At 72.1% G+C, this 18472-nt stretch carries 12 protein-coding genes and 1 pseudogene; 3 read left to right on the top strand and 10 right to left on the bottom strand.

Annotation, left to right across the window (positions count from 1 at the left end; all coding sequences use genetic code 11):
- Positions 1–46: 46 nt before the first annotated feature.
- Positions 47–1525 (bottom strand): sugar transferase, encoded by a 1479-nt coding sequence (locus tag ACZ4D5_RS14820; RefSeq protein ID WP_467772741.1) that lies wholly within the window; start codon positions 1523–1525, stop codon positions 47–49.
- A 914-nt stretch (positions 1526–2439) separates the two neighbouring features.
- On the opposite strand from ACZ4D5_RS14820, the gene ACZ4D5_RS14825 reads away from it, so the two are divergent.
- Positions 2440–3387, top strand: coding sequence for a trypsin-like serine peptidase (locus ACZ4D5_RS14825; RefSeq protein ID WP_467772742.1), 948 nt, complete (start codon positions 2440–2442; stop codon positions 3385–3387).
- A gap of 113 nt (positions 3388–3500) precedes the next feature.
- On the opposite strand, the gene ACZ4D5_RS14830 is transcribed toward ACZ4D5_RS14825, so the two are convergent.
- From ACZ4D5_RS14830 to ACZ4D5_RS14850, 5 genes and pseudogenes are all read right to left on the bottom strand, one after another.
- Entirely contained in the window at positions 3501–4370 is an 870-nt protein-coding gene (locus tag ACZ4D5_RS14830; RefSeq protein WP_467772743.1) for an alpha/beta fold hydrolase, read from the bottom strand.
- Positions 4367–4990 carry a TetR/AcrR family transcriptional regulator gene (locus ACZ4D5_RS14835; protein ID WP_467772744.1) on the bottom strand — a complete coding sequence of 208 codons (624 nt, stop codon included), beginning with the start codon at positions 4988–4990 and terminating at the stop codon, positions 4367–4369. The genes ACZ4D5_RS14830 and ACZ4D5_RS14835 overlap by 4 nt, the downstream gene beginning before the upstream one ends.
- 89 nt (positions 4991–5079) lie before the next feature.
- The gene (locus tag ACZ4D5_RS14840) at positions 5080–6048 is read right to left on the bottom strand and encodes an ANTAR domain-containing protein (RefSeq protein WP_467772745.1); all 969 of its coding nucleotides are present in this window, start codon (positions 6046–6048) and stop codon (positions 5080–5082) included.
- A 443-nt stretch (positions 6049–6491) separates the two neighbouring features.
- Positions 6492–7493, bottom strand: a pseudogene (locus ACZ4D5_RS14845) (Ppx/GppA family phosphatase); the annotation flags it as partial.
- Between the two features lie 400 nt (positions 7494–7893).
- A complete protein-coding gene (locus ACZ4D5_RS14850) occupies positions 7894–8763 on the bottom strand; it encodes a hypothetical protein (RefSeq protein WP_467772746.1) in 870 nt (289 codons plus the stop codon).
- 174 nt (positions 8764–8937) lie between these two features.
- Here ACZ4D5_RS14850 and ACZ4D5_RS14855 point away from each other — a divergent pair, with 174 nt between their 5' ends.
- Positions 8938–9093, top strand: a complete 156-nt coding sequence (locus tag ACZ4D5_RS14855) for a hypothetical protein (RefSeq protein ID WP_467772747.1) — start codon at positions 8938–8940, stop codon at positions 9091–9093.
- 62 nt (positions 9094–9155) lie between these two features.
- Here ACZ4D5_RS14855 and xdhC read toward each other — a convergent pair whose 3' ends face one another.
- The 4 genes from xdhC to ACZ4D5_RS14875 form a co-directional block, all read right to left on the bottom strand.
- Positions 9156–9968 (bottom strand): xanthine dehydrogenase accessory protein XdhC, encoded by an 813-nt coding sequence (gene xdhC, locus ACZ4D5_RS14860; protein WP_467772748.1) that lies wholly within the window; start codon positions 9966–9968, stop codon positions 9156–9158.
- A gap of 1 nt (position 9969) precedes the next feature.
- Positions 9970–12447, bottom strand: coding sequence for a xanthine dehydrogenase molybdopterin binding subunit (gene xdhB / locus ACZ4D5_RS14865; RefSeq protein ID WP_467772749.1), 2478 nt, complete (start codon positions 12445–12447; stop codon positions 9970–9972).
- On the bottom strand, positions 12444–13922 hold the full coding sequence (locus ACZ4D5_RS14870; RefSeq protein WP_467772750.1) for a xanthine dehydrogenase small subunit: 1479 nt from the start codon (positions 13920–13922) through the stop codon (positions 12444–12446). Before ACZ4D5_RS14870 ends, xdhB begins: the two co-directional genes overlap by 4 nt.
- A 439-nt stretch (positions 13923–14361) precedes the next feature.
- Positions 14362–14562 (bottom strand): hypothetical protein, encoded by a 201-nt coding sequence (locus ACZ4D5_RS14875; RefSeq protein ID WP_467772751.1) that lies wholly within the window; start codon positions 14560–14562, stop codon positions 14362–14364.
- A 145-nt stretch (positions 14563–14707) separates the two neighbouring features.
- On the opposite strand from ACZ4D5_RS14875, the gene ACZ4D5_RS14880 reads away from it, so the two are divergent.
- On the top strand, positions 14708–18448 hold the full coding sequence (locus ACZ4D5_RS14880) for a tetratricopeptide repeat protein (protein ID WP_467772752.1): 3741 nt from the start codon (positions 14708–14710) through the stop codon (positions 18446–18448).
- Positions 18449–18472: the final 24 nt, after the last annotated feature.

Raw genomic sequence — 18472 nt, forward strand, 5'->3', positions numbered from 1 at the left:
CCCACACACATTCAGTCGGCCCCTTGTGTTCAGGGGCCCCTTGCATTCAGTAGGCCCCTTGCCCCTGCAGCACCGCACGCAGCGTCTTCCACAAGATCACTGTGTCCAGGGCGAGCGACCAGTCCTCCACGTACCGCAGGTCGAGCCGGACGGCTTCCTCCCACGGCAGGTCGCTGCGTCCGCTGATCTGCCACAGGCCGGTGAGCCCGGGCTTGACCAGCAGGCGCCGTCGGATGTCCGGGCCGTACGCGGCGGACTCCTCCGGCAGCGGCGGCCGCGGACCGACGAGCGACATCGATCCGGTGAGCACGTTGAAGAGCTGCGGCAACTCGTCGATCGAGTACCGGCGCAGCACCGCTCCCACCCGGGTCACCCGGGGATCCCGGCGGAGCTTGAACAGCAGCCCCGCGCCTTCGTTGCGGTGGGCCAGCTGGGCACGTGCCCGGTCGGCCCCGACGACCATGGTGCGGAACTTGAAGATGGTGAACTCCCGGCCGTCCTTGCCGACTCTGCGCTGGCGGTAGAACGCCCCGCCCCTGCTGTCCGCGAGCACGAGCAGCCCGACGAGCACCATCAGCGGCGCGAACAGGATCAGCAGGAACGCCGCGCCCAGCCGGTCGACGACCCCTTTGATCACCCGGCGGCCCCCGGTGAAGGTCGGCATGCTGACCCGCAGCAGCGGGATCCCGAGCACCGCGTCGACGTGCAGCCGCGGTCCTGCCACCTCCATCAGTACGGGGGCCACGACCATCTCGGCGTCGCTGCCCTCCAGGTTCCAGGCGAGCCGCTGCAGCCGGTCCGGTGACCAGTGCGGGTCCGGGGTGACGGCGACGACGCGGTAGCCGTCGCGGCGGACATGGCCCGCCACGTCCGCCAGTCGGCCGACGACCGGCACCCCGTCCAGTTGGTCGCCGTCGATCCCGAGACCGTCCTCCGTGCACACCGCTTCCACACGCCAGCCGAGGTGCGGGAACTTGCGGGACCGCGTGATCAGGTCGCTCAGGGTGACGGGGCTCCCGGCGGCGAGGACCGGTCTCAGGCACCTGCCTTCCTTACGTTGTTTGTGCAGCCAGAGGCGGAGCAGATACCGCGCGGTCATGGTGATGAGCGCGATCGCCGGTATCGCGACGAAGATCCAGAGCTTGATGTTGCGCGAGGTGAGGGCGATCCCGCCGAGCGCCAGGACGACGGCCGCCGTGAACAGCGAGCGTCCGAGCCTGCGGAATTCCTCGGCTCCCTGGCCGAGCACGGCGGGAGCCCACGCCCGGCTCAGCGCGAGCGCTCCCAGCACGAGGAGTTCGGTGCCGAATGCGAGGATGCCCCACTTCTCATGCCAGTTGGCCGCGTCCCGCGCCCCGAAGAAGCCGCCGATCGACGCCACCACGAAGGCGGTGGCCACCGTATCGCTGGTGATCACGGTACGGCGGTAGCGCTGCTCCCAGTCGATCGCGGGCTGACTCATGGCCCCGTTCGCCAGGCGCCCGCGCGCCGACGAAAACGGGTTGACTAATTCCCCCTGCTGCACAGGACCCCCCAGGTCGGCAGTGGTACGAGTGTTCGCCTCACACGTGTTGCTCCACCGGGAGGCTCCCCCGCCCCCCGCACCGCGCTGTTCCTCCCCCGAGAGGCCCCCGCCTCCCGCGCATGAGACAGCGCCGTTTCGGCGCCGTTTGAGCACACCTCACCCTGGCAGCGGCAGACACACATGCCCTGCCAGGCTTTTGAGGTGCGCGGGAACCCGCAGAATCCTCGGATGCTCCCCGCACCCAAGGCCCCCTCCCGGGCTCCGGAGAACTGATCACCCCCACGTCCGGCGTCGGGGCCGCGACTGCTGGCTGTCCATGACGCCGGACCTATAGATCACTTTTTGTCGCCTCGTGTCCAACCATCTGAAGCGAAGCACGGTCAATCTAGACCATCGCGGCCGGTCTGGAGAGGGGATGTGTTCAATTTGTGCTCAAGGTTTGGAGCCGGTTCAACCAAACCGTGACGGCCTGCGTTGTCCCCACGGCGAAGGCACACGTTGTGACCTGCGACGACGAGAGTCACCAGGGTTGTCGGCACCGGCAATTTCAAGTCGTCCGCGCCTCCTAACTAGGCTGAATTCAGGGGTTGTTCGCCTGGTCACAGCAGAGCCCCGGGCATGCCGGGCACGGGGCCTTCACCGTGGACGTATGACACGGAGGGGCGATCACACCTGAATACTCGAAGCGGCCGAACGTCGCCTCCAGACCGCCCAGTTGACCCCCGCATGGCCGATCCCACCGAACACCCCTCCATCACGTGACGAAACGGCGGACAGCGGAGGACGCGGACAACAGAGGCCGCGGACACGCGTATTGACCGCCCCCTGACCGCGCATGCACGCTTCCCCTCGCACGCCGATCCGCACCGCACAGCCAGCCCGGCTCGTCCCCACTGCGGCAGAAGGAGACACGCGTGAGACACCAACGCTCGGCCACGGCAGTTCTGTTGGCCGTCGCCGGCCTGCTGGCCGGATCCGTCACGGCCACCACCGCGGGTGCCGCTCCGGCGCCCGCCCCCACCACATCGTCCCAACAGCCCAAGGCGGCCGCAGGGTTCTGGACCGCTGAACGGATGCGCAATGCCACCCCGCTCGACCTGGACCTCTCCCGCTCCGGGGCGAAGGCCCTGAAGGCGCCCGCGCCCGGAGCCGAGCGAAGCGTCGTCGCCCCCACCGCCATTCCCCAGCCCGGCGGCCCCTGGACGGGCAACGGCGCCGTGGTGAAGACGACGGGGCGCGTCTTCTTCACCATGGGCGGGCGTACGGCGTCCTGTTCCGGGTCCTCGGTCACCAGTCGGAACGGCTCGACCGTGCTGACCGCAGGGCACTGCGTCAAGTACCGGGGCGCCTGGCACACCAACTGGGTCTTCGTCCCCGCCTACAACGACGGCCAGGCTCCCTACGGCCAGTGGTCCGCCACCAAGACCCTCGCCACCGACCAGTGGGCGGCGCGGGAGGACATCAACTACGACGTCGGGGCGGCCGTCGTCGCTCCGCTGAACGGCAAGAAGCTCGCGGAGACGGTCGGCGCGCAGGGGCTGGAGTTCAACGGCGCCTACGGCAGGGCGATGTACGCCTTCGGCTACCCCGCCGCGTCCCCGTACGACGGGAAGAAGCTGATCTACTGCAGCGGCACCGCGGGCAGGGACCCCCTGGGCATCACCAAGGACCACGGCCTGGGATGCAACATGACGGGCGGCTCCAGCGGCGGCCCCTGGTTCACGTCGTTCGACGAGTCCGCGGGGACCGGACTGCAGGCTTCGGTGAACAGCTTCGGCTACACCTTCCTGCCCAACAGGATGTTCGGCCCGTACTTCGGCAACGAGGCCAAGGCCCTGTACGACAAGGCCCAGACTTCCTGAACCCCGGCACGCTCGTGGTTCCCCTCCGCGAAGACGCCGTGGCGCGTGCCTCCCGCGGAGGGGATCCTGCCGGCGCCGCCGCTCCCCAGGAGCGGCGGCTGGCCGGTGGCCGGTCAGTGGCCCGCCCTGAGCCCCTCCAGGAACGGGACGACCGCATCGACGAAGTGCTCGTTGCGATCCCCCGCCACCATGTGCCCCGCGTCGGCCACGTCGACGCGCCGCGCGCGGGGAACCCGGTCGCAGAACTCCTCCGCGATGTCCTCGCGCACGACGTCGCTGACCCCGCCCCGGACGAGCAGGATCGGCACGTCGGTGCGGCGCGCGGCGTCGAGGAGGCGCTGCGCCATGCCGGGCGGGTTCATCCGGCCCTCGAAGCTGTCCAGCAGCCGCGGGTCCCAGTGCCAGACCCAGCGATCGCCGTGGCGTCGCAGGTTGTTCCGCAGCCTCTCGGGGTCGTCCGGACGCGGGCGGTGCGGCAGGTAGGCGGCCACCGCCGCGGCCGCATCCGCCACGCCGGTGAACCCCTCCGGCCGGCCGCGCATGAACTCGACGATTCTGCGGGCCCCTTGGGGATCCGGCCGGTGGGCGACGTCGACGAGCACCAGTGCGCGAGCCGCCGCCCGGGGTGTCTCTCCGGCGGCCAGCAGCGAGCTCAGACCACCCAGCGAGGCGCCGATGATCACCGGCCGGCCGCCGATCTCGGCGACGAGCGCCCGGAGGTCCCCCGCGAAGAGGTCGAGGTCGTAGACGCCGTCGGCCGACCAGCCGCTGGTGCCGTGCCCGCGCAGGTCCGGGGCGATGACCCGCCACCCCAGGGCGGCCAGTCGAGGACCGGTCCGATCCCAGGCGTGCCGTGTCTGGCCGCCGCCGTGCAGCAGGAGGAGGGGCGGCGCGGACGCCTCGCCCCACACGTCCGCCGTGAGCGGCAACCCGCCGCTTCCCGCGAGGACCTGGGGGCACGGCTGCCGCGCGCCGGCCGTCATGCCGGGCCCCGGCCGCGCAGGGGCGCGAGCAGTCGGTCGCGACAGGGGTCCGCGGCCGCCGCGGCGAGCGCGACGTCCAGCGCGAGCAGAGCGCGCGCGAAGAACCGTTCGTCGTCGACGAGTCCGGCGACCCACTGATGCAGCGCGCCCACGCACGAGGTGCCGACGACCGAGGCCAGCGCATCGGTGTCGATGTCGGGCCGCAGCAGTCCCTCCGACCGCGCGTCGGCCAGGGCCCGGCGGAGCTGGGTGAGGGGACTGCGGTCGAGCACGAGACCGCTCTGCTCCCATGCACGCACCATGCGCCGCGACACGACCGGGTCGTCCACGAACAGCCGGACGGTCGACCGGACGACCTCGCGCGGGTCTGCGGCTCCCGACTCCGCCAAGCGGCGCTCCAGTTCGTCCATGAACCCGCCGGCGAGCGCCTCCCAGATCTTGTCCCTCGGCCCGACCAGGTTGTACACGGTGGCCGGTGAGACCTGCGCCCGCTCCGCTATCCGTTCGGTACTGATCGCCGATTCCGGGCTCTCGCGCAGGAGTTCACGCGTCGCCTCAAGGATCCTGACCCGTCGCTGGACCTTGTGATGCTCACGTAACCCGCCTCGGACCTGCCGCATACGCACGCTCCTTCACCGGAATCCAGAGACCCCTCCAAAATTGGAGAGGTCTCCAAACATGTCAAGACTGCCGGTACCGGGGGCGGTTCTCAGTTGATGCCGGGACGGGGTGGGCGGTGGACGCGCCGGGCCGGCGCTTCGGCGGTGGCGCGGCGGTGGAGGTGTTCCAGGGCGTCGAGGACATGGACGCGGCTGTGCCAGAACAGCCATGCGCCAAGGAGACGGGCCGTTTCGTCGAGGGCTTGCGCCTGTGCCGCGGTCAGGGCTTCGAGGGGTTCGGGGTGGTGCGTGGACATCACGCCGACCAGCTGCCGGGTGGGAGACAGGAGCGGGACGCTGTAGCAGGCCTGGCTGCCCGCCTGGAGGATCACGTCGCGCGCCTGAGGGCTGAACACCGCGGCGGTGGCGACCTGCGGGACGGTGACCGGCTCTCGGCTGGCGGCGGCCTGCGCGCAGGCGGTCGTGTCCTGGCCGACGAAGCTGAAGTACTCGGTGAACTGTTCGTCGAGCCCGGTGTGCGTCTCGATGCGCAGGTACGGGCCCTGCACCAGCTGGATGTTGCCCATGTGGGTGTCCGCGGCATCGGTGGAGTGCGCGAGGGCCGTGCTCAGCACCGTCCGCAGGGCCGTGTCACGGCCGGGCGGCAGGCCGAGCTGCGAGAGGGCGGGCGGCTCCAGCGGCGGGCGGGCGCGGAACCAGCGTGCGGCGCCGGGCGCCGGGGCGGGCGCGCGGACCACGGCCTCGGCCAGGCTGTGGAGCTTGACGTTGCAGGCCTGTGAGGTGGCGCGCAGCAGCTCGAAGGCGGCGTCGGGGCCGGACAGCCGGTACCGCTCCAGCAGGACGCCCTGGGCGACAGCGATGCGCTCGCGGGCCAGCGCGCGGTTGCGCAGCTTCAGCTCCTCCAGCGGGGCCACGATCACGCCTTCGGACGCCGCCTCGCCTTCGGGCGCCGTCTCCCCCTCAGGTGCCGCCTCAGGTGCCGCCTCGCCTTCAGGTGCCGCCTCAGGTGCCGCCTCGCCTTCAGGTGCCGCCTCGCCGGACGCCGCGATATCGGACATCTCTCACGCCCTCCATTTCCCTGCCGACCTCGTCGATACCCTGCCCGCCTCTTCGACCTTGCCGGTCGTGGGCTGCTCGCGCGGACTGTACCGCCCCCGGCCAGTTGCTCGGTCGGCCCAGGTCGGCATCGCCGTCTCCCGCTCCCCGGCGACGCCGCGGAACTCCCGGAGGAGATTCAGGCGATCCCTCACCTCGTTGAAGTGGCGTTCGACGGTGTCGCCTCGGCCGTGGGCATCCCCGTCAACGCGGGGTGGCCGCCCACCGCGACGACCACGGTCGCACCGGTGCCGCCGGTACCACTGGCACCACCTATGCCGCTCGCACCACCCGTACCACCCGTACCGCCCGTACCGCCCGTACCGCCCCTGCCCTCGGTGCCTCTCTTGCCCGAGCGTCTCGCGGATCGCGGGCCCGACCCCACGTCGTCGCCAGGAGCCGTGGAATCCGCGCGCCCGGCCACGCGCAACGGCACGGTGTTGGTGTACGGGGGCTCCGCCCGCTCCATCTCCGTCCACCACCGCGCGCCGTCCTCGATGCGGCGCAGCAGGATGCCCTCGCGGATCGCCCACGGACAGATCGTGACGACGTCCAGGTCCATCAGCTTCATCGCGGTACGGCCGACCACCGCGCCCGCCAGGCTCTGCGCGGCGCGCGGCGCGGAGATCCCCGGCAGCCGGGCCCGCTCGGCCCCCGGGAGCTCGGCAAGACGGCCCTCGGCCTCCCGCAGGGCGGAGCGGCGCAGCGTCCTGGTCACGAACGGGCCGTGGCGGCCGGGTTCCGCCCCGCACAGCCGCGCCAGCTGCTGGAAGGTGCGTGAGGTGGCCACCGCAGTCCGCGGCCCTTCCCAGCGGACACGAGCGGCCACGTCCCGCAGGTGGTGCCGCACCGCCCGCCGCATCGCCTTGACCTGCTCGGCGGTCGGCGGGTCGGCGTGCCCGGACAAGTACTCCCTGGTGAGCCGGTTGGCACCCAGCGGCAGCGACATGACGAAGTCCGGGAGCCGGCCGCGTCCGAAGGCCACCTCCAGCGAACCGCCGCCGATGTCCAGGAGCGCGAGCGGACCGGCCTGCCACCCGATCCACCGGCGGGCCCCGAGGAACGTCAGCTCCGCCTCGACCTCGCCGGACATGACGCGCAGCCGCACACCGGTGGCCTCGTGGACCCTCCGCAGCACCTCTTCCCGGTTCACCGCGTCCCGGATCACCGCCGTGGCGAAGGCGAGCGGCTCCTCCGCTCCTTTCCGCCGGGCCTCGTCCCCCGCCTGCGCGACCGCTTCGACCAGCAGGTCCACGGATTCGGAAGTGAGGCGCCCGCACGCCCGCACATGCTCGGAAAGCCCCAGCTTCCATTTCGCCGTGTGCACCGGCAAAGGCACTCCGCCTTCGGCGTCGGCCACGACCAGACGCACTGTCTTGGACCCGACGTCCAGCACGCTCAACCGCATGGAAACCTCCGGACCCACAGCCGGGCCCGGCGCCCCACCACGCGGCGGAACGACGCAAGGGCTGCCGGCACCAGGGCGCTCGTCGTCGACAGAGATCCGGCCGCCGACCGTACGAGACCGCCACCGGTGCCGTAAAGGATCCGGCGTGGACGAGAATGCCATGCCGAGTCCGTGGGGCGCGGCCGAACATTTCGAACCGCGCGCCGAGGTGGGCGCCTTGGCATGACTCAGCGGGTCCCTTCACGATCCGGCTCGCGACAGGACAGGACCTCGGCGAACTCCAGGCGCTCGCCTGCCGCGCGACCGGCGCCTCAACCGGGCGTTCCCCGCCCGGCCGAGGTCGAGTACCCGAAGAACCGCACGACTCCCCCGCGTGCGCACCGCGTGCGGTCCGGCAGGGTCACGGTCGCTCACCCCTCGGGCGTTTGTCGCGCTCCCACCAGGCCTCCTCCGCGAACGGATCGTCCACCACCGGCCACCCACGGGGCGACGGGGCCCAACTCCCCGCGTCATCCGTCGCGGGAAGCGATTCCGAGAGGCTCGCGGAGCCGTTCCGGGCATGTCTCGCACGCTCCCCCAAAGCCCGGCGCAGCCGCATGACGTAGTCGTCGACGTCTCCCTGGGCGTAACCCCAGATCTCCTCGCCCTGCTCGTCGATCACCGGGAACGTTCCGGGGTGCGTCAGCATCTTGGTGTGCAGTTCGTCGAGGTCGGTGGTGGCGGCGACGTGCACCTCCTTCAGGAAGGCGTCCACGGGGCCCTTCTGGTAAGTGGTTCCGGACCCCCAGTGACACGAGGAGAGATCCGCCCACCCGACGGCGCTCAGGAAGTCCAGCCCCTCACGGCGCGTCTTGGGCCGCTCCTCGGCAGGCGTGGCCGACGCGGCGGCCAAGCACCCTTTCACCTGCTCGTACGCCTTCTTCAGGTCGCGGACCTCTCCCTCCAGGAGAGCCACACGCTCGGCCAGAGCCGCGTAACCGTCGCCTTCCCGGGAGGCCTTGCGGCTCCGGTCGGCGCGCTCGCGAGCCTCCCTCCACGGCTCCCACTCCCCTTGGCAGGCCCGAGTGATGAACGCCTCGAAGGCGCTCTCGGACGGGAACGTGCCGCTCGTCCAGCCGCTGATGGCCCCGTACGACACCCCTGCCCGGCGGGATGTCTCCCTGATGCCGATCCCCCTTCGGACCATCAGCCCGCAGATCGCGTCGCGGATGCCTTCCGCCGTCGTGACCGCCTCGGGGTCCGGATCCCCGTCCATGGCCGCTCGCCCCACCCGAACCCTCTTTCCTGCTGTTCAGCCGTTCGGCAGCCTACGGTGAACACCCCTTCTCATCATGGGTTTTCACCGGAAGTCGACCAGAGCGGAAAACAGTGACCACTCTGAACCATGAACGCCTCCCGCCTCGATTGAGTCGAGGGCACCAAGCAATCGAGCCGGAGGTTTCGGGTGAACGAGGACATCACGCTGCGCGCCCTGGTGCTGCTGATGCTGTGGGGGCTGTGCACCGTGGCCGCGCTGAGGTATCCGGGGCTGGGGACGGCGGCCCTGACCGGCGCGGGCGTGGTGACGCTGCTCGTGCTGATCATGCGGGGAACGCGATGACCCGGCGCCATCACCATCACCATCAGCGAAGTCACCGTCTGCGCGCACGTCGGACCACCGCGTCAGACCACCTCGCCCTCCAGCATCCGCAGCACATCCGCCGCCACGCTCACCGCGATCGTCGCGGGCGCCTTGCCCGTGATGTCCGGCAGGCCGATCGGGGTCTTGATCCGGGCGATGGTGGCCTCGTCGTGGCCGCCCTCGGTGGACAGGCGGGTGCGGAAGCGTGACCACTTGGCCGCCGAGCCGATCAGGCCGATCGAGCCGAGGTGGGTGGCGCGCAGGGCGGCGTCGCACAGGGCCGCGTCCTCGGCGTGGTCGTGGGTCATGATCAAGACGTGGGTGCCGCGCGGCAGTTCCTCGATGACCTCCTCGGGCAGCAGCGGCGTGTGATGCGCGTGCACCTGCGCCACCGCGTCCGCCACCAGCACGTCGAGCCGCTCCTTGGTCAGCATGTCGGCGCGGGAGTCGATCAGATGGAGGTCGAGGTCCTGGCGGGCCAGGATGCGCGCCAGTTCGAGGCCGACGTGCCCGACGCCGAAGATCGCCACCGCCCCGGCCACTCGCAGCGGTTCGAGCAGCACCGATACGGTGCCGCCGCAGCACTGCACGCCGTGCCGGTTGGTCACCTTGTCGTTCAGGGCGAAGTCGACCAGCTCCGGTTCCGGCTTGGCCGCGGCGATCATCTCCCGGGCCCGGTCGATCGCGACGGCCTCGACGTTGCCGCCGCCGATCGAGCCCCATGTCCCGCTCTCCCCCACGACGAGTTTCGCGCCGGCCTCGCGCGGGGCGTGGCCGCGCACGGTCGCGACGGTCACCAGGACGCCGGACTCCCGGCGCGCCCGCAACCGCGCGACCGCCGCGACCCATGTCATGTCAGGCACCGCTCAGCGCTTCGCTGTCGGTCCGGATCTCGACGCCGCTCCGGTCCCTGCCGCCGGCCCCGGCCCCGTCCCCTGCCGCGCCCCGGTCACCGGCCCCTGCCCCTGCCCCGGCCCCGTCGCCTGCGCGGCCGTTCGCGGAGGCGACGCCCTCACGTGCCCGCTCGATCGCCCAGAACACCGCCTCCGGCGTCGCGGGCGAGGCCAGTTCGACGACCGCCCCGCTCGGCCCGAACTCCGCCGCGGCCTGCCGCAGCGCCTCCCGTACCGAGAACGCCAGCATCAGCGGCGGCTCGCCCACCGCCTTGGACCCGTACACCGCGCCCTCCTCGGAGGCGTTCTCCAGGAGCGTGACGTTGAACTCCTCGGGCATCTCCGAGAGGCTCGGCAGCTTGTACGTGCTCGCGGCCTGGGTCAGCAGGCGCCCGCGGTGCGGCCCTTCACCCGCGTCCCAGCGCAGGTCCTCCAGGGTCAGCCAGCCCGCGCCCTGCACGAAGCCGCCCTCGACCTGACCGATGTCGATCACCGGGGAGAGGCTGTCGCCGACGTCGTGCACGATGTCCACCCGCCGGATGCGGTACGCGCCGGTGAAGCCGTCCACCTCCACCTCCGCCGCGGCGGCGCCATGGGCGAAGTACTTGAACGGCGAGCCGTGGAACGTCTTCGCGTCCCAGTGCAGCCCCTCGGTCCGGTAGAAGCCTGCCGCCGACAGCTGGACCCGCTGGAAGTACGCCGTGCGCACCAGGTCGTCCCAGGCCAGTTCGGTGTCGTTGCCCAGGGCACGCGCGACGCCCTCGACGATGCGTACGTCCGACGCGCTCGACCCCAACTGTGTGGCGGCCACCTGGAGGAGCCGCTCGCGCAGCTGCTCGCAGGCGTTCTTCACCGCCGCGCCGTTGAGGTCCGCACCGGCGCTGGCGGCCGTGGCGGAGGTGTTGGGCACCTTGTCGGTGCGCGTCGGGGCGAGGCGCACCTTGTGCAGCGGGATGCCCAGCGTGGTCGCGGCCACCTGCAGCATCTTGGTGTGCAGGCCCTGGCCCATCTCGGTGCCGCCGTGGTTGATCAGGACCGAGCCGTCCTTGTAGATCAGGACCAGCGCGCCGCCCTGGTTGAAGGCGGTGAGGTTGAACGAGATGCCGAACTTGAGGCCGGTGACCGCCAGCGCCCGCTTGGTGTGCGGGTGCGCGGCGTTGAAGGCCGCGATCTCGCGCCCGCGGTCGGCGACACCGGCGTCCTCCTGGACCTTCTCCCAGACGGCGGCGATCCGCTCGGGCTGGGTGACCTGCTGTCCGTACGGCGTCGACTGGCCCGCCCGGTAGAAGTTGCGTTCCCGCAACTCCATGGGATCCAGGCCCAGTTGTGGCGCGCACCGGCCCATGATGTCCTCGATCACCAGCATGCCCTGGGGTCCGCCGAAGCCGCGGAAGGCCGTGTTGGAGACCTTGTTGGTCCTGGCGACGCGGCCCGCGATGCGGGCGTTGGGGATCCAGTACGTGTTGTCGATGTGGCACAGGGCGCGGGCCACCACCGGCTCGGACAGGTCAAGGCTCCAGCCGCCGTCCGCGGTCAGGGTGGCGTCCAGGGCCCGGATGCGGCCGTCGGCGTCGAAGCCGATCTTCCACCGGGCGTGGAACCCGTGCCGCTTGCCGGACATGGTGAGGTCCTGGGTGCGGTTGAGCCGCAGCCGGACAGGGCGCCCCGTCAGCGTGGCGCCGAGCGCGGCGACGGCGGCGAAGCCGTGCGGCTGCATCTCCTTGCCGCCGAATCCGCCGCCCATCCGCAGACACTGCACGGTCACCTCGTGGCTGTGCAGTCCGAGGACGTGGGCGACGATCTCCTGGGTCTCCGACGGGTGTTGGGTGCTGCTCTGGACGAACACCTGCCCGCCCTCGTCGACGTGGGCGAGGGCTGCGTGCGTCTCCAGGTAGAAGTGCTCCTGGTCGGAGAACTGGATCTCGCCCGTGAACACGTGCGCGGAGTCGGCGAAGCCCGCGTCCACGTCACCGGTCACCATCTGCGGCCGGGCGCCGTGGAAGCTGTCGGCCTCCATCGCGTCCCGCAGCGTGACCACGGAGGGCAGTTCGTCGAGTTCCACCTCGACGGCCGCCGCGCCGAGCCTGGCCGCCTCCAGGGTCTCGCCGAGCACCCAGGCGACCGCGTGGCCGTGGAACATGACCGTGTCGGGGAAGAGCGGCTCGTCATGCTTCATCCCCGCGTCGTTGACGCCGGGCACATCGGCACCGGTGAGCACGCGGACCACACCGGGCACGGCGAGCGCGGCCCCGGTGCGCAGCGCGGTGATCCGGCCGTGGGCCTTCATGACCTGCACGGGATAGGCGTGCAGCACGTCCTTGGTACGGGCGACCAGGTCGTCGGTGTAGAGCGCGGCGCCGGTGACGTGCAGGGTGGCGCTCTCGTGCGGCATCGAGACGCCGACGACGGGCTTCTCGGGGCGCTGGGACAGGTGACTCATGACGACACCGCCTCGGTGGTCTGCGCGTACAGCTTCCTCAGGCTCTGGCCGAGCATCGCGGAACGGTAGAGGGCGCTGGCGCGGTGGTCGTCCATCGGTGTGCCCTCGCCGCGCAGCACCCGGGCCGCCGCCTCCCCGTTCTCCGCCGACCACGGCTTGCCCTCCAGGGCCGCCTCGGTGGCGAGGGCGCGGATCGGCGTGGCGGCCACGCCGCCCAGGCCGATGCGGGCCTTGCGTACGATCCCGTCCTCGATGTCGAGCGCGAAGGCGACCGCCACGCTGGAGATGTCGTCGAAGCGCCGCTTGGCGATCTTGTGGAAGGCCGTGACCCGCGACAGCGGCCGCGGGATGCGCACCGCGCGGATCAGCTCGCCGGGACGGCGCACGCTCTGCCGGTAGCCGGTGAAGTACTCCGCCAGCGGGACCTCGCGCTCGCCGTCGGCGTCGGCGAGTACGACCGACGCCTCCAGGGCCAGCAGCACCGGGGGGCTGTCGCCGATGGGCGAGCCGGTGCCGAGGTTGCCGCCGAGGGTCGCGCCGTTGCGGATGAGCCGGGAGGCGAACTGCGGGAACAGCTCCGCGAGGAGCGGGACGCCGCCGTCGAGACGGCGCTCGATCTCGGTGAGCGTCAGCGCCGCCCCGATCTCGATGTGGCCGGACTCGACGCGCAGCTCCCGCAGTTCGGGCAGCCGGTCGACGGCGACCACACAACTCGCCCTCCGGGACCGGATGTTCACCTCCACGCCCCAGTCGGTGGAGCCCGCGACGACGACGGCGTCCGGCCGCTCGCGCAGCAGTCGCACCGTCTCGGCCAGGGTGTTCCTGCGCAGGAACGCGCCGTCGTCCCGGGTGTACTCGGTGGCGACCGGCGCGGGCGGGGACTGCTCGCGGCGCCGGGCGAGGGGGTCCTCGTCGGTGGGTTCCCCGACGGCGAACGCGGCGTCGCGGATCGGGCGGTAGCCGGTGCAGCGGCACAGGTTGCCGCTGAGCGCGTGCAGATCGAAGCCGTTGGGACCGTGTTCGGCGTCAGCGCCCGCGCCCTGGGCCCCGCCGTCCGCATCCGCGTGCGCACAGCGGTCCGGCCGGTAGTACTCGGCGGCCATGCTGCAGATGAACCCCGGTGTGCAGTAACCGCATTGGGAGCCGCCGCGTACCGCCATCTCCTCCTGCACGGGGTGCAGCGAGGGCGGCGTGCCGGGCGCGCCGGCGGTGCCGAGGCCTTCGGAGGTGACGACTTCCTGCCCGTCGAGCGCCGCGGCCGGGACCAGGCAGGCGTTGACCGCCACCCAGTCGGTGGGCTTGTCCACCCCGGGCCGGGCCACCAGCACCGAACAGGCCCCGCATTCGCCCTCGGCGCAGCCCTCCTTGGTGCCGGTGAGGCCGCGCTCGCGCAGGAAGTCCAGCGCCGTGGTGTGGGGTGCGGCCGGTGCGAGCGGCGTCTCTTTCCCGTTGACCGTGATCCGCGCCGCCGTCATGACAGGCCCTCGGTTCGGTACGCGATCGGTCGGTTCATGGTGTTCGCCAAGGTCAGGCAACTTTCTGTGCTCGGGCACACCGCGCGAGAGGAGCGGGCGCCGCAATGCGGCACGCAACGACGACGTACCGAGAGGTGGTGGCGGGAAACCCGGAATGTGCCGCGAAGGGGCACGTCAGAACGGCGTGCTCAGCAGCCGTGCGCGATACGACCCGGCACCCAGGCCGTGCACTGGGCGAGGCGACCGAGGTCAGAGCTGGTGTACATCCGCTGGTCGCCTCCTTCCGGCGGTCGTGGATCGACGATGACCGGAAGCTAGTGGCTGACGCCACGCGGGTCAAGAGGGTGTCCACGCCGCCTCCGGTCAGCCGAGGGTCCCCGCCCGCACCGGACTGGTCCGCAGGCTGTGAGCCGTCGCCGCACGGCCGGAACCTCCCCGGTCACCTCGTTCGCAGCCACCACACCAACGCCGCCATGACGGCGGAACCGGCCGTCATCGCCGCACCCCTCACCGCACTGAACAGTGCGGCCCTGGTGAGTCGGTGGCCGATGCCGCGGGCGGGGTGCCGTCCGCGGCCACGCTCGTCGGGGGTGTGCATGGCGTCGCCTTCCTTCTGCTGCTCCGGCCGTCTTCGGCGCACGATCGTCCTGTATCGGTCAGTGAACGTTCCGGCGCACGCAACTCCCAGCCAACTCGGAGCGGTTCGGAATCCGACTGCGTAACCTGCATGTCAGCGACGGCTTCGGAATTCCGAACCGGAAGGCCGACAGGGGGAAGGGGGTGCCGTGGCCGCTGGGTCCGAGCGCCATCAGGTGCGCCACTCGGCGGTGCTGGACGAGCTCGACCGGTTGCGCCGCCGCGCGGAGGCGCGCCTCGCGGAGCGTGAACTGCGGCTCGTACGGAGCAGGTTGGCCGAGGAGTCGCACGTCTCGGTGAAAACCATCAGCGACTGGTTCAACCACCGGCACACCCCCCGCAACCTCGACGGGCTCCTGGCGGTCGTCCGTGTCCTCGCCCGCTGGGCCGAGCAGCCGGAGCCCAAGGCCCGGTGGTGGTCGGCGCTGATGGACGCCGACCGGGACGTGGGGCCGCAACATCCGCGGCAGGAGGACGCGTTGGCGGCGTCGGCCGGTCGATCAGGAGCCGCTCCCCCTGCGGAAGCCGCCGCGCCGCCTGCGTACGCGCCACCCGCCGACGCCGTGGGTCGACCCGTCCGAGAGTTGTCCGACCCGTTCGCGCTGGAGGTGCACCGGGCGATCGAGGTCGCCCCCTCGGCAGGCGGACACCGACTGCCACCCCTGCCCGCGTACATCGAGCGGGAGCACGACGCCCGGCTGCGCGAAGCCGTCCGCCGGGCGACCGAGGGGATCAGCACCATGGTGGTGCTCGTCGGCGAGTCCTCCTCCGGCAAGACCCGGGCCTGCTGGGAGGCCGTGCAGGCGCTGCCGTCCGACTGGCGCCTGTGGCACCCGCTCGCGCCCGACCGGGCGGAGGCCCTGCTGAAGGGGATCGGCGCCCTGGCCCCCCGCACGGTGGTCTGGCTCAACGAGATGCAGCACTACCTCCTCACCCCCACCACCTCCGTCGGGGAACGCGTCGCGGCGGGACTGCGCGATCTGCTCGCAGAGCCCTCCAAAGGGCCGGTCCTCGTGCTCGGCACCATGTGGCCGGAGTACTGGGCCGCCCTCTCCGGCGCCTCCTCCGGCGGCGCCCCCGACGTGCATCCTCAGGCCGGCGCCCTGCTCTCCGGCGCGATCGTCCCGGTCCCCGACACGTTCACCGGTCCGACCCTGCGGGCGCTGCGCGACCTGGCCGACGACGATCCGCGGCTGGCCCGCGCCGTGGCCCAGGCGGAACAGGGGCAGATCACGCAGTACTTGGCCGGCGCGCCGTCCCTTCTCGACCGGTACCGGGTCGCGCCGCCCGCGGCTCGGGCCCTGATCGAGACGGCGATGGACGCACGGCGGCTCGGCCACGGGCGGGCCCTGCCACACGCGCTGCTGGAGACGGCCGCCCCCGGCTATCTCACGGACGGCCAGTGGGACACCCTCGGCGAGGACTGGCTCGAACAGGCCCTCGCCTACACGGCATCCCCGTGCCACGGCGCCCGAGGCCCGCTCACCCGCATCCGGCCCCGCCCCGGCGACCCGTACCCGGCGCAGCCGCACTATGTCCTCGCGGACTATCTGGAGCAGGAAGGCCGCACCAGCCGGCGCGCGACCAGTCCGCCGGCCCAGCTGTGGCCCGCGCTCGTCGAGCACGCGGCGAGCGGCAGCCACGTGGACGTCGCCCGCTCCGCCCAACTGCGGGGCTACAAGCGCCTCGCCGTTCAGGCGTACGCGACGGCCGCGGCCCACGGCGACACCTTCGCGCTGCTGCAGGCCGCGAAGGTGCTGCGGGAGGCGGGCCGCACCGACGAGGCGATCGTCTGGTACCAGTGCGCGGCCGAGACCGGTGACGCGTTCGCACTGCGTCAGACGACGGCGCTGCTGCGCGAGACGGGCCGCACCGACCCGGCGATCGGCTGGTACCAGCGGGCCGCCGAGACCGGTGACGCCGAGGCGCTCAAACAGACCTTCGGCCTGCTGCGCGAAGCGGGCAGGAACGAGGAGGCACTGACCTGGCTCCGCGGCAGGGCGGAGGCAGGTGACATCGATGCCGTACGGCAACTCGCCTACGAGCGGCAGACCGCGGGAGCCACACGTGAGGCACTGACCTGGTACCGGCGCGCGGCCGAGGCCGGGGACGTCGACGCCATGCGCAGGGCCGCCGAACTCCTGCGGAAGTCGGGGGCGTACGACGAAGCCCTGCTGTGGTTCCAGCGCGCGGCCGACACCGGTGACACGGACGCGGTGCAGCAGGCGGTCGGACTCCTCCAGGGCACCGGTCGCACGGCCGAGGCGCTGGAGTGGCTGCGCGAACTGGCCGCGGCCGGCGATGCCTTCGCCTTCGACCAGCGCATCCGTCTGCTGTGGGAGGCGAACCGCCTCGACGAGGCGCTCGACTTCCTGGGTGAGCGCGTCGCGGCGGGGCACGAGTCGGCCCTGCTCCGTGCCGTGGCCCTGCTGCGCGAGGCAGGCCGGGACTCCGAGGCCGTCGACTGGCTCGCCCGCTGGTGCACACGGCAGGCCACCGGGGCCCGGCGGGTTCTGGTGGATCTGCTGGTGGAACTGGGGCACACCGACCGGGCGATCGACGCCCTGCACGGCTGGGCCGAGGCGGGCGACGCCAGTGCCCGGCGCCGGGCGGCCGATCTGCTCCTGGACGGCGGCCGCGCGGACGAGGCCATCGACTGGCTGCGCGGGTGGGCCGAGGCGGGGGACGTGGACTCCCTGTGGCAGGCCGCGTCGCTGCTCGAAGAGGTGGGCCGCACCGAAGAAGCACTCGACTGCTACCGCAGAGCCGCCGACACCGGGCACACGTCGGCGCTGCTCCAGGCCGGCGACGTGCTGCGCCGCGCCGGACAGTTCGAGGAGGCGTTGCGCTGGTACCAGCGGGGTGTCGAGGCCGGGGCGCCCGACGCGGCGGAGCAGATGATCGAGCTCCTGCGGCGTACGGGACGCATCGAGGAAGCGGTCGCACTGCTCGGCACCTGGGCCGCCGAAGGCAACGCCGACGCCCCGGGCCAGGCGGCCTCCCTGCTGCAGGAGGAGGGCCGCACCGACGAAGCCCTGGAGTGGTACGAGAGGGCGGCCGACGCCGGGGACGTGGACGCCCTCTGGCAGGCGGCCTTCCTCTCGCAGGAGACGGGCCGCATCGACGAGGCGCTCGCCTGGTACGCACGCGCGGCGGCCGCCGGTGAGACCAGCGCACTGGGCCAGGCGGCCTCCCTCCTCGACGAGTTGGGCCGCACCGACCAGGCCCTGGAGTGGTACGAAAGGGCGGCCGACGCCGGGGACTCGGAGGCGCTGTGGCAGGCTGCGGTCGCGCTGCACGAGACGGGCCGTACGGACCGGGCGATCGACTGGTACCGGCGCGCCGCCCAGGCCGGGGACGTCGACGCGCTGTGGCGGGCGGCGTTCCTGCTGCGCGAGACCGGCCGTGCGGACGACGCGATCGACTGGTTGCTCCAACAGGCCGACGACGGCGCGGACTTCGTGCTCTCGTTCGTCGGAGATCTGCTCAGGGACGCCGGCCGGACCCGGGAGGCCCTCGCGGCGTACCGCCGCGTGGCGGAGACGGACGACACGTTCGCCCTGCGCTGGGCAGCCGAGCTCTCCCAGGAGGCGGGCCGGATGGAAGAGGCCCTGGAGTGGTACGAACGGGCCGCGGAGGCGGGCGACACGAACGCGCTGCGGCAGGGCAGCGAGGTCCTGGAACAGGCGGGTCGCACCGACGAGGCACTGGCCTGGTACCACCGGGCCGCCGAGGCGGGCAACGTCTTCGCCCTGCACAGCGCCGTCGACCTGATGCGCCGGGCGGGCCGCAGCGAGGCCGCGGACCGCCTCGAACGGTACGGATGGGAACCGGGCGGGGTCATCGCCTCGCCCTGGCAGGCCAACCCACCCGGACAGCCGACTTCCTGACGGAGGATCAGCACGTCTGCCGGG

The sequence above is a fragment of the Streptomyces sp. NPDC025651 genome (assembly GCF_055558735.1).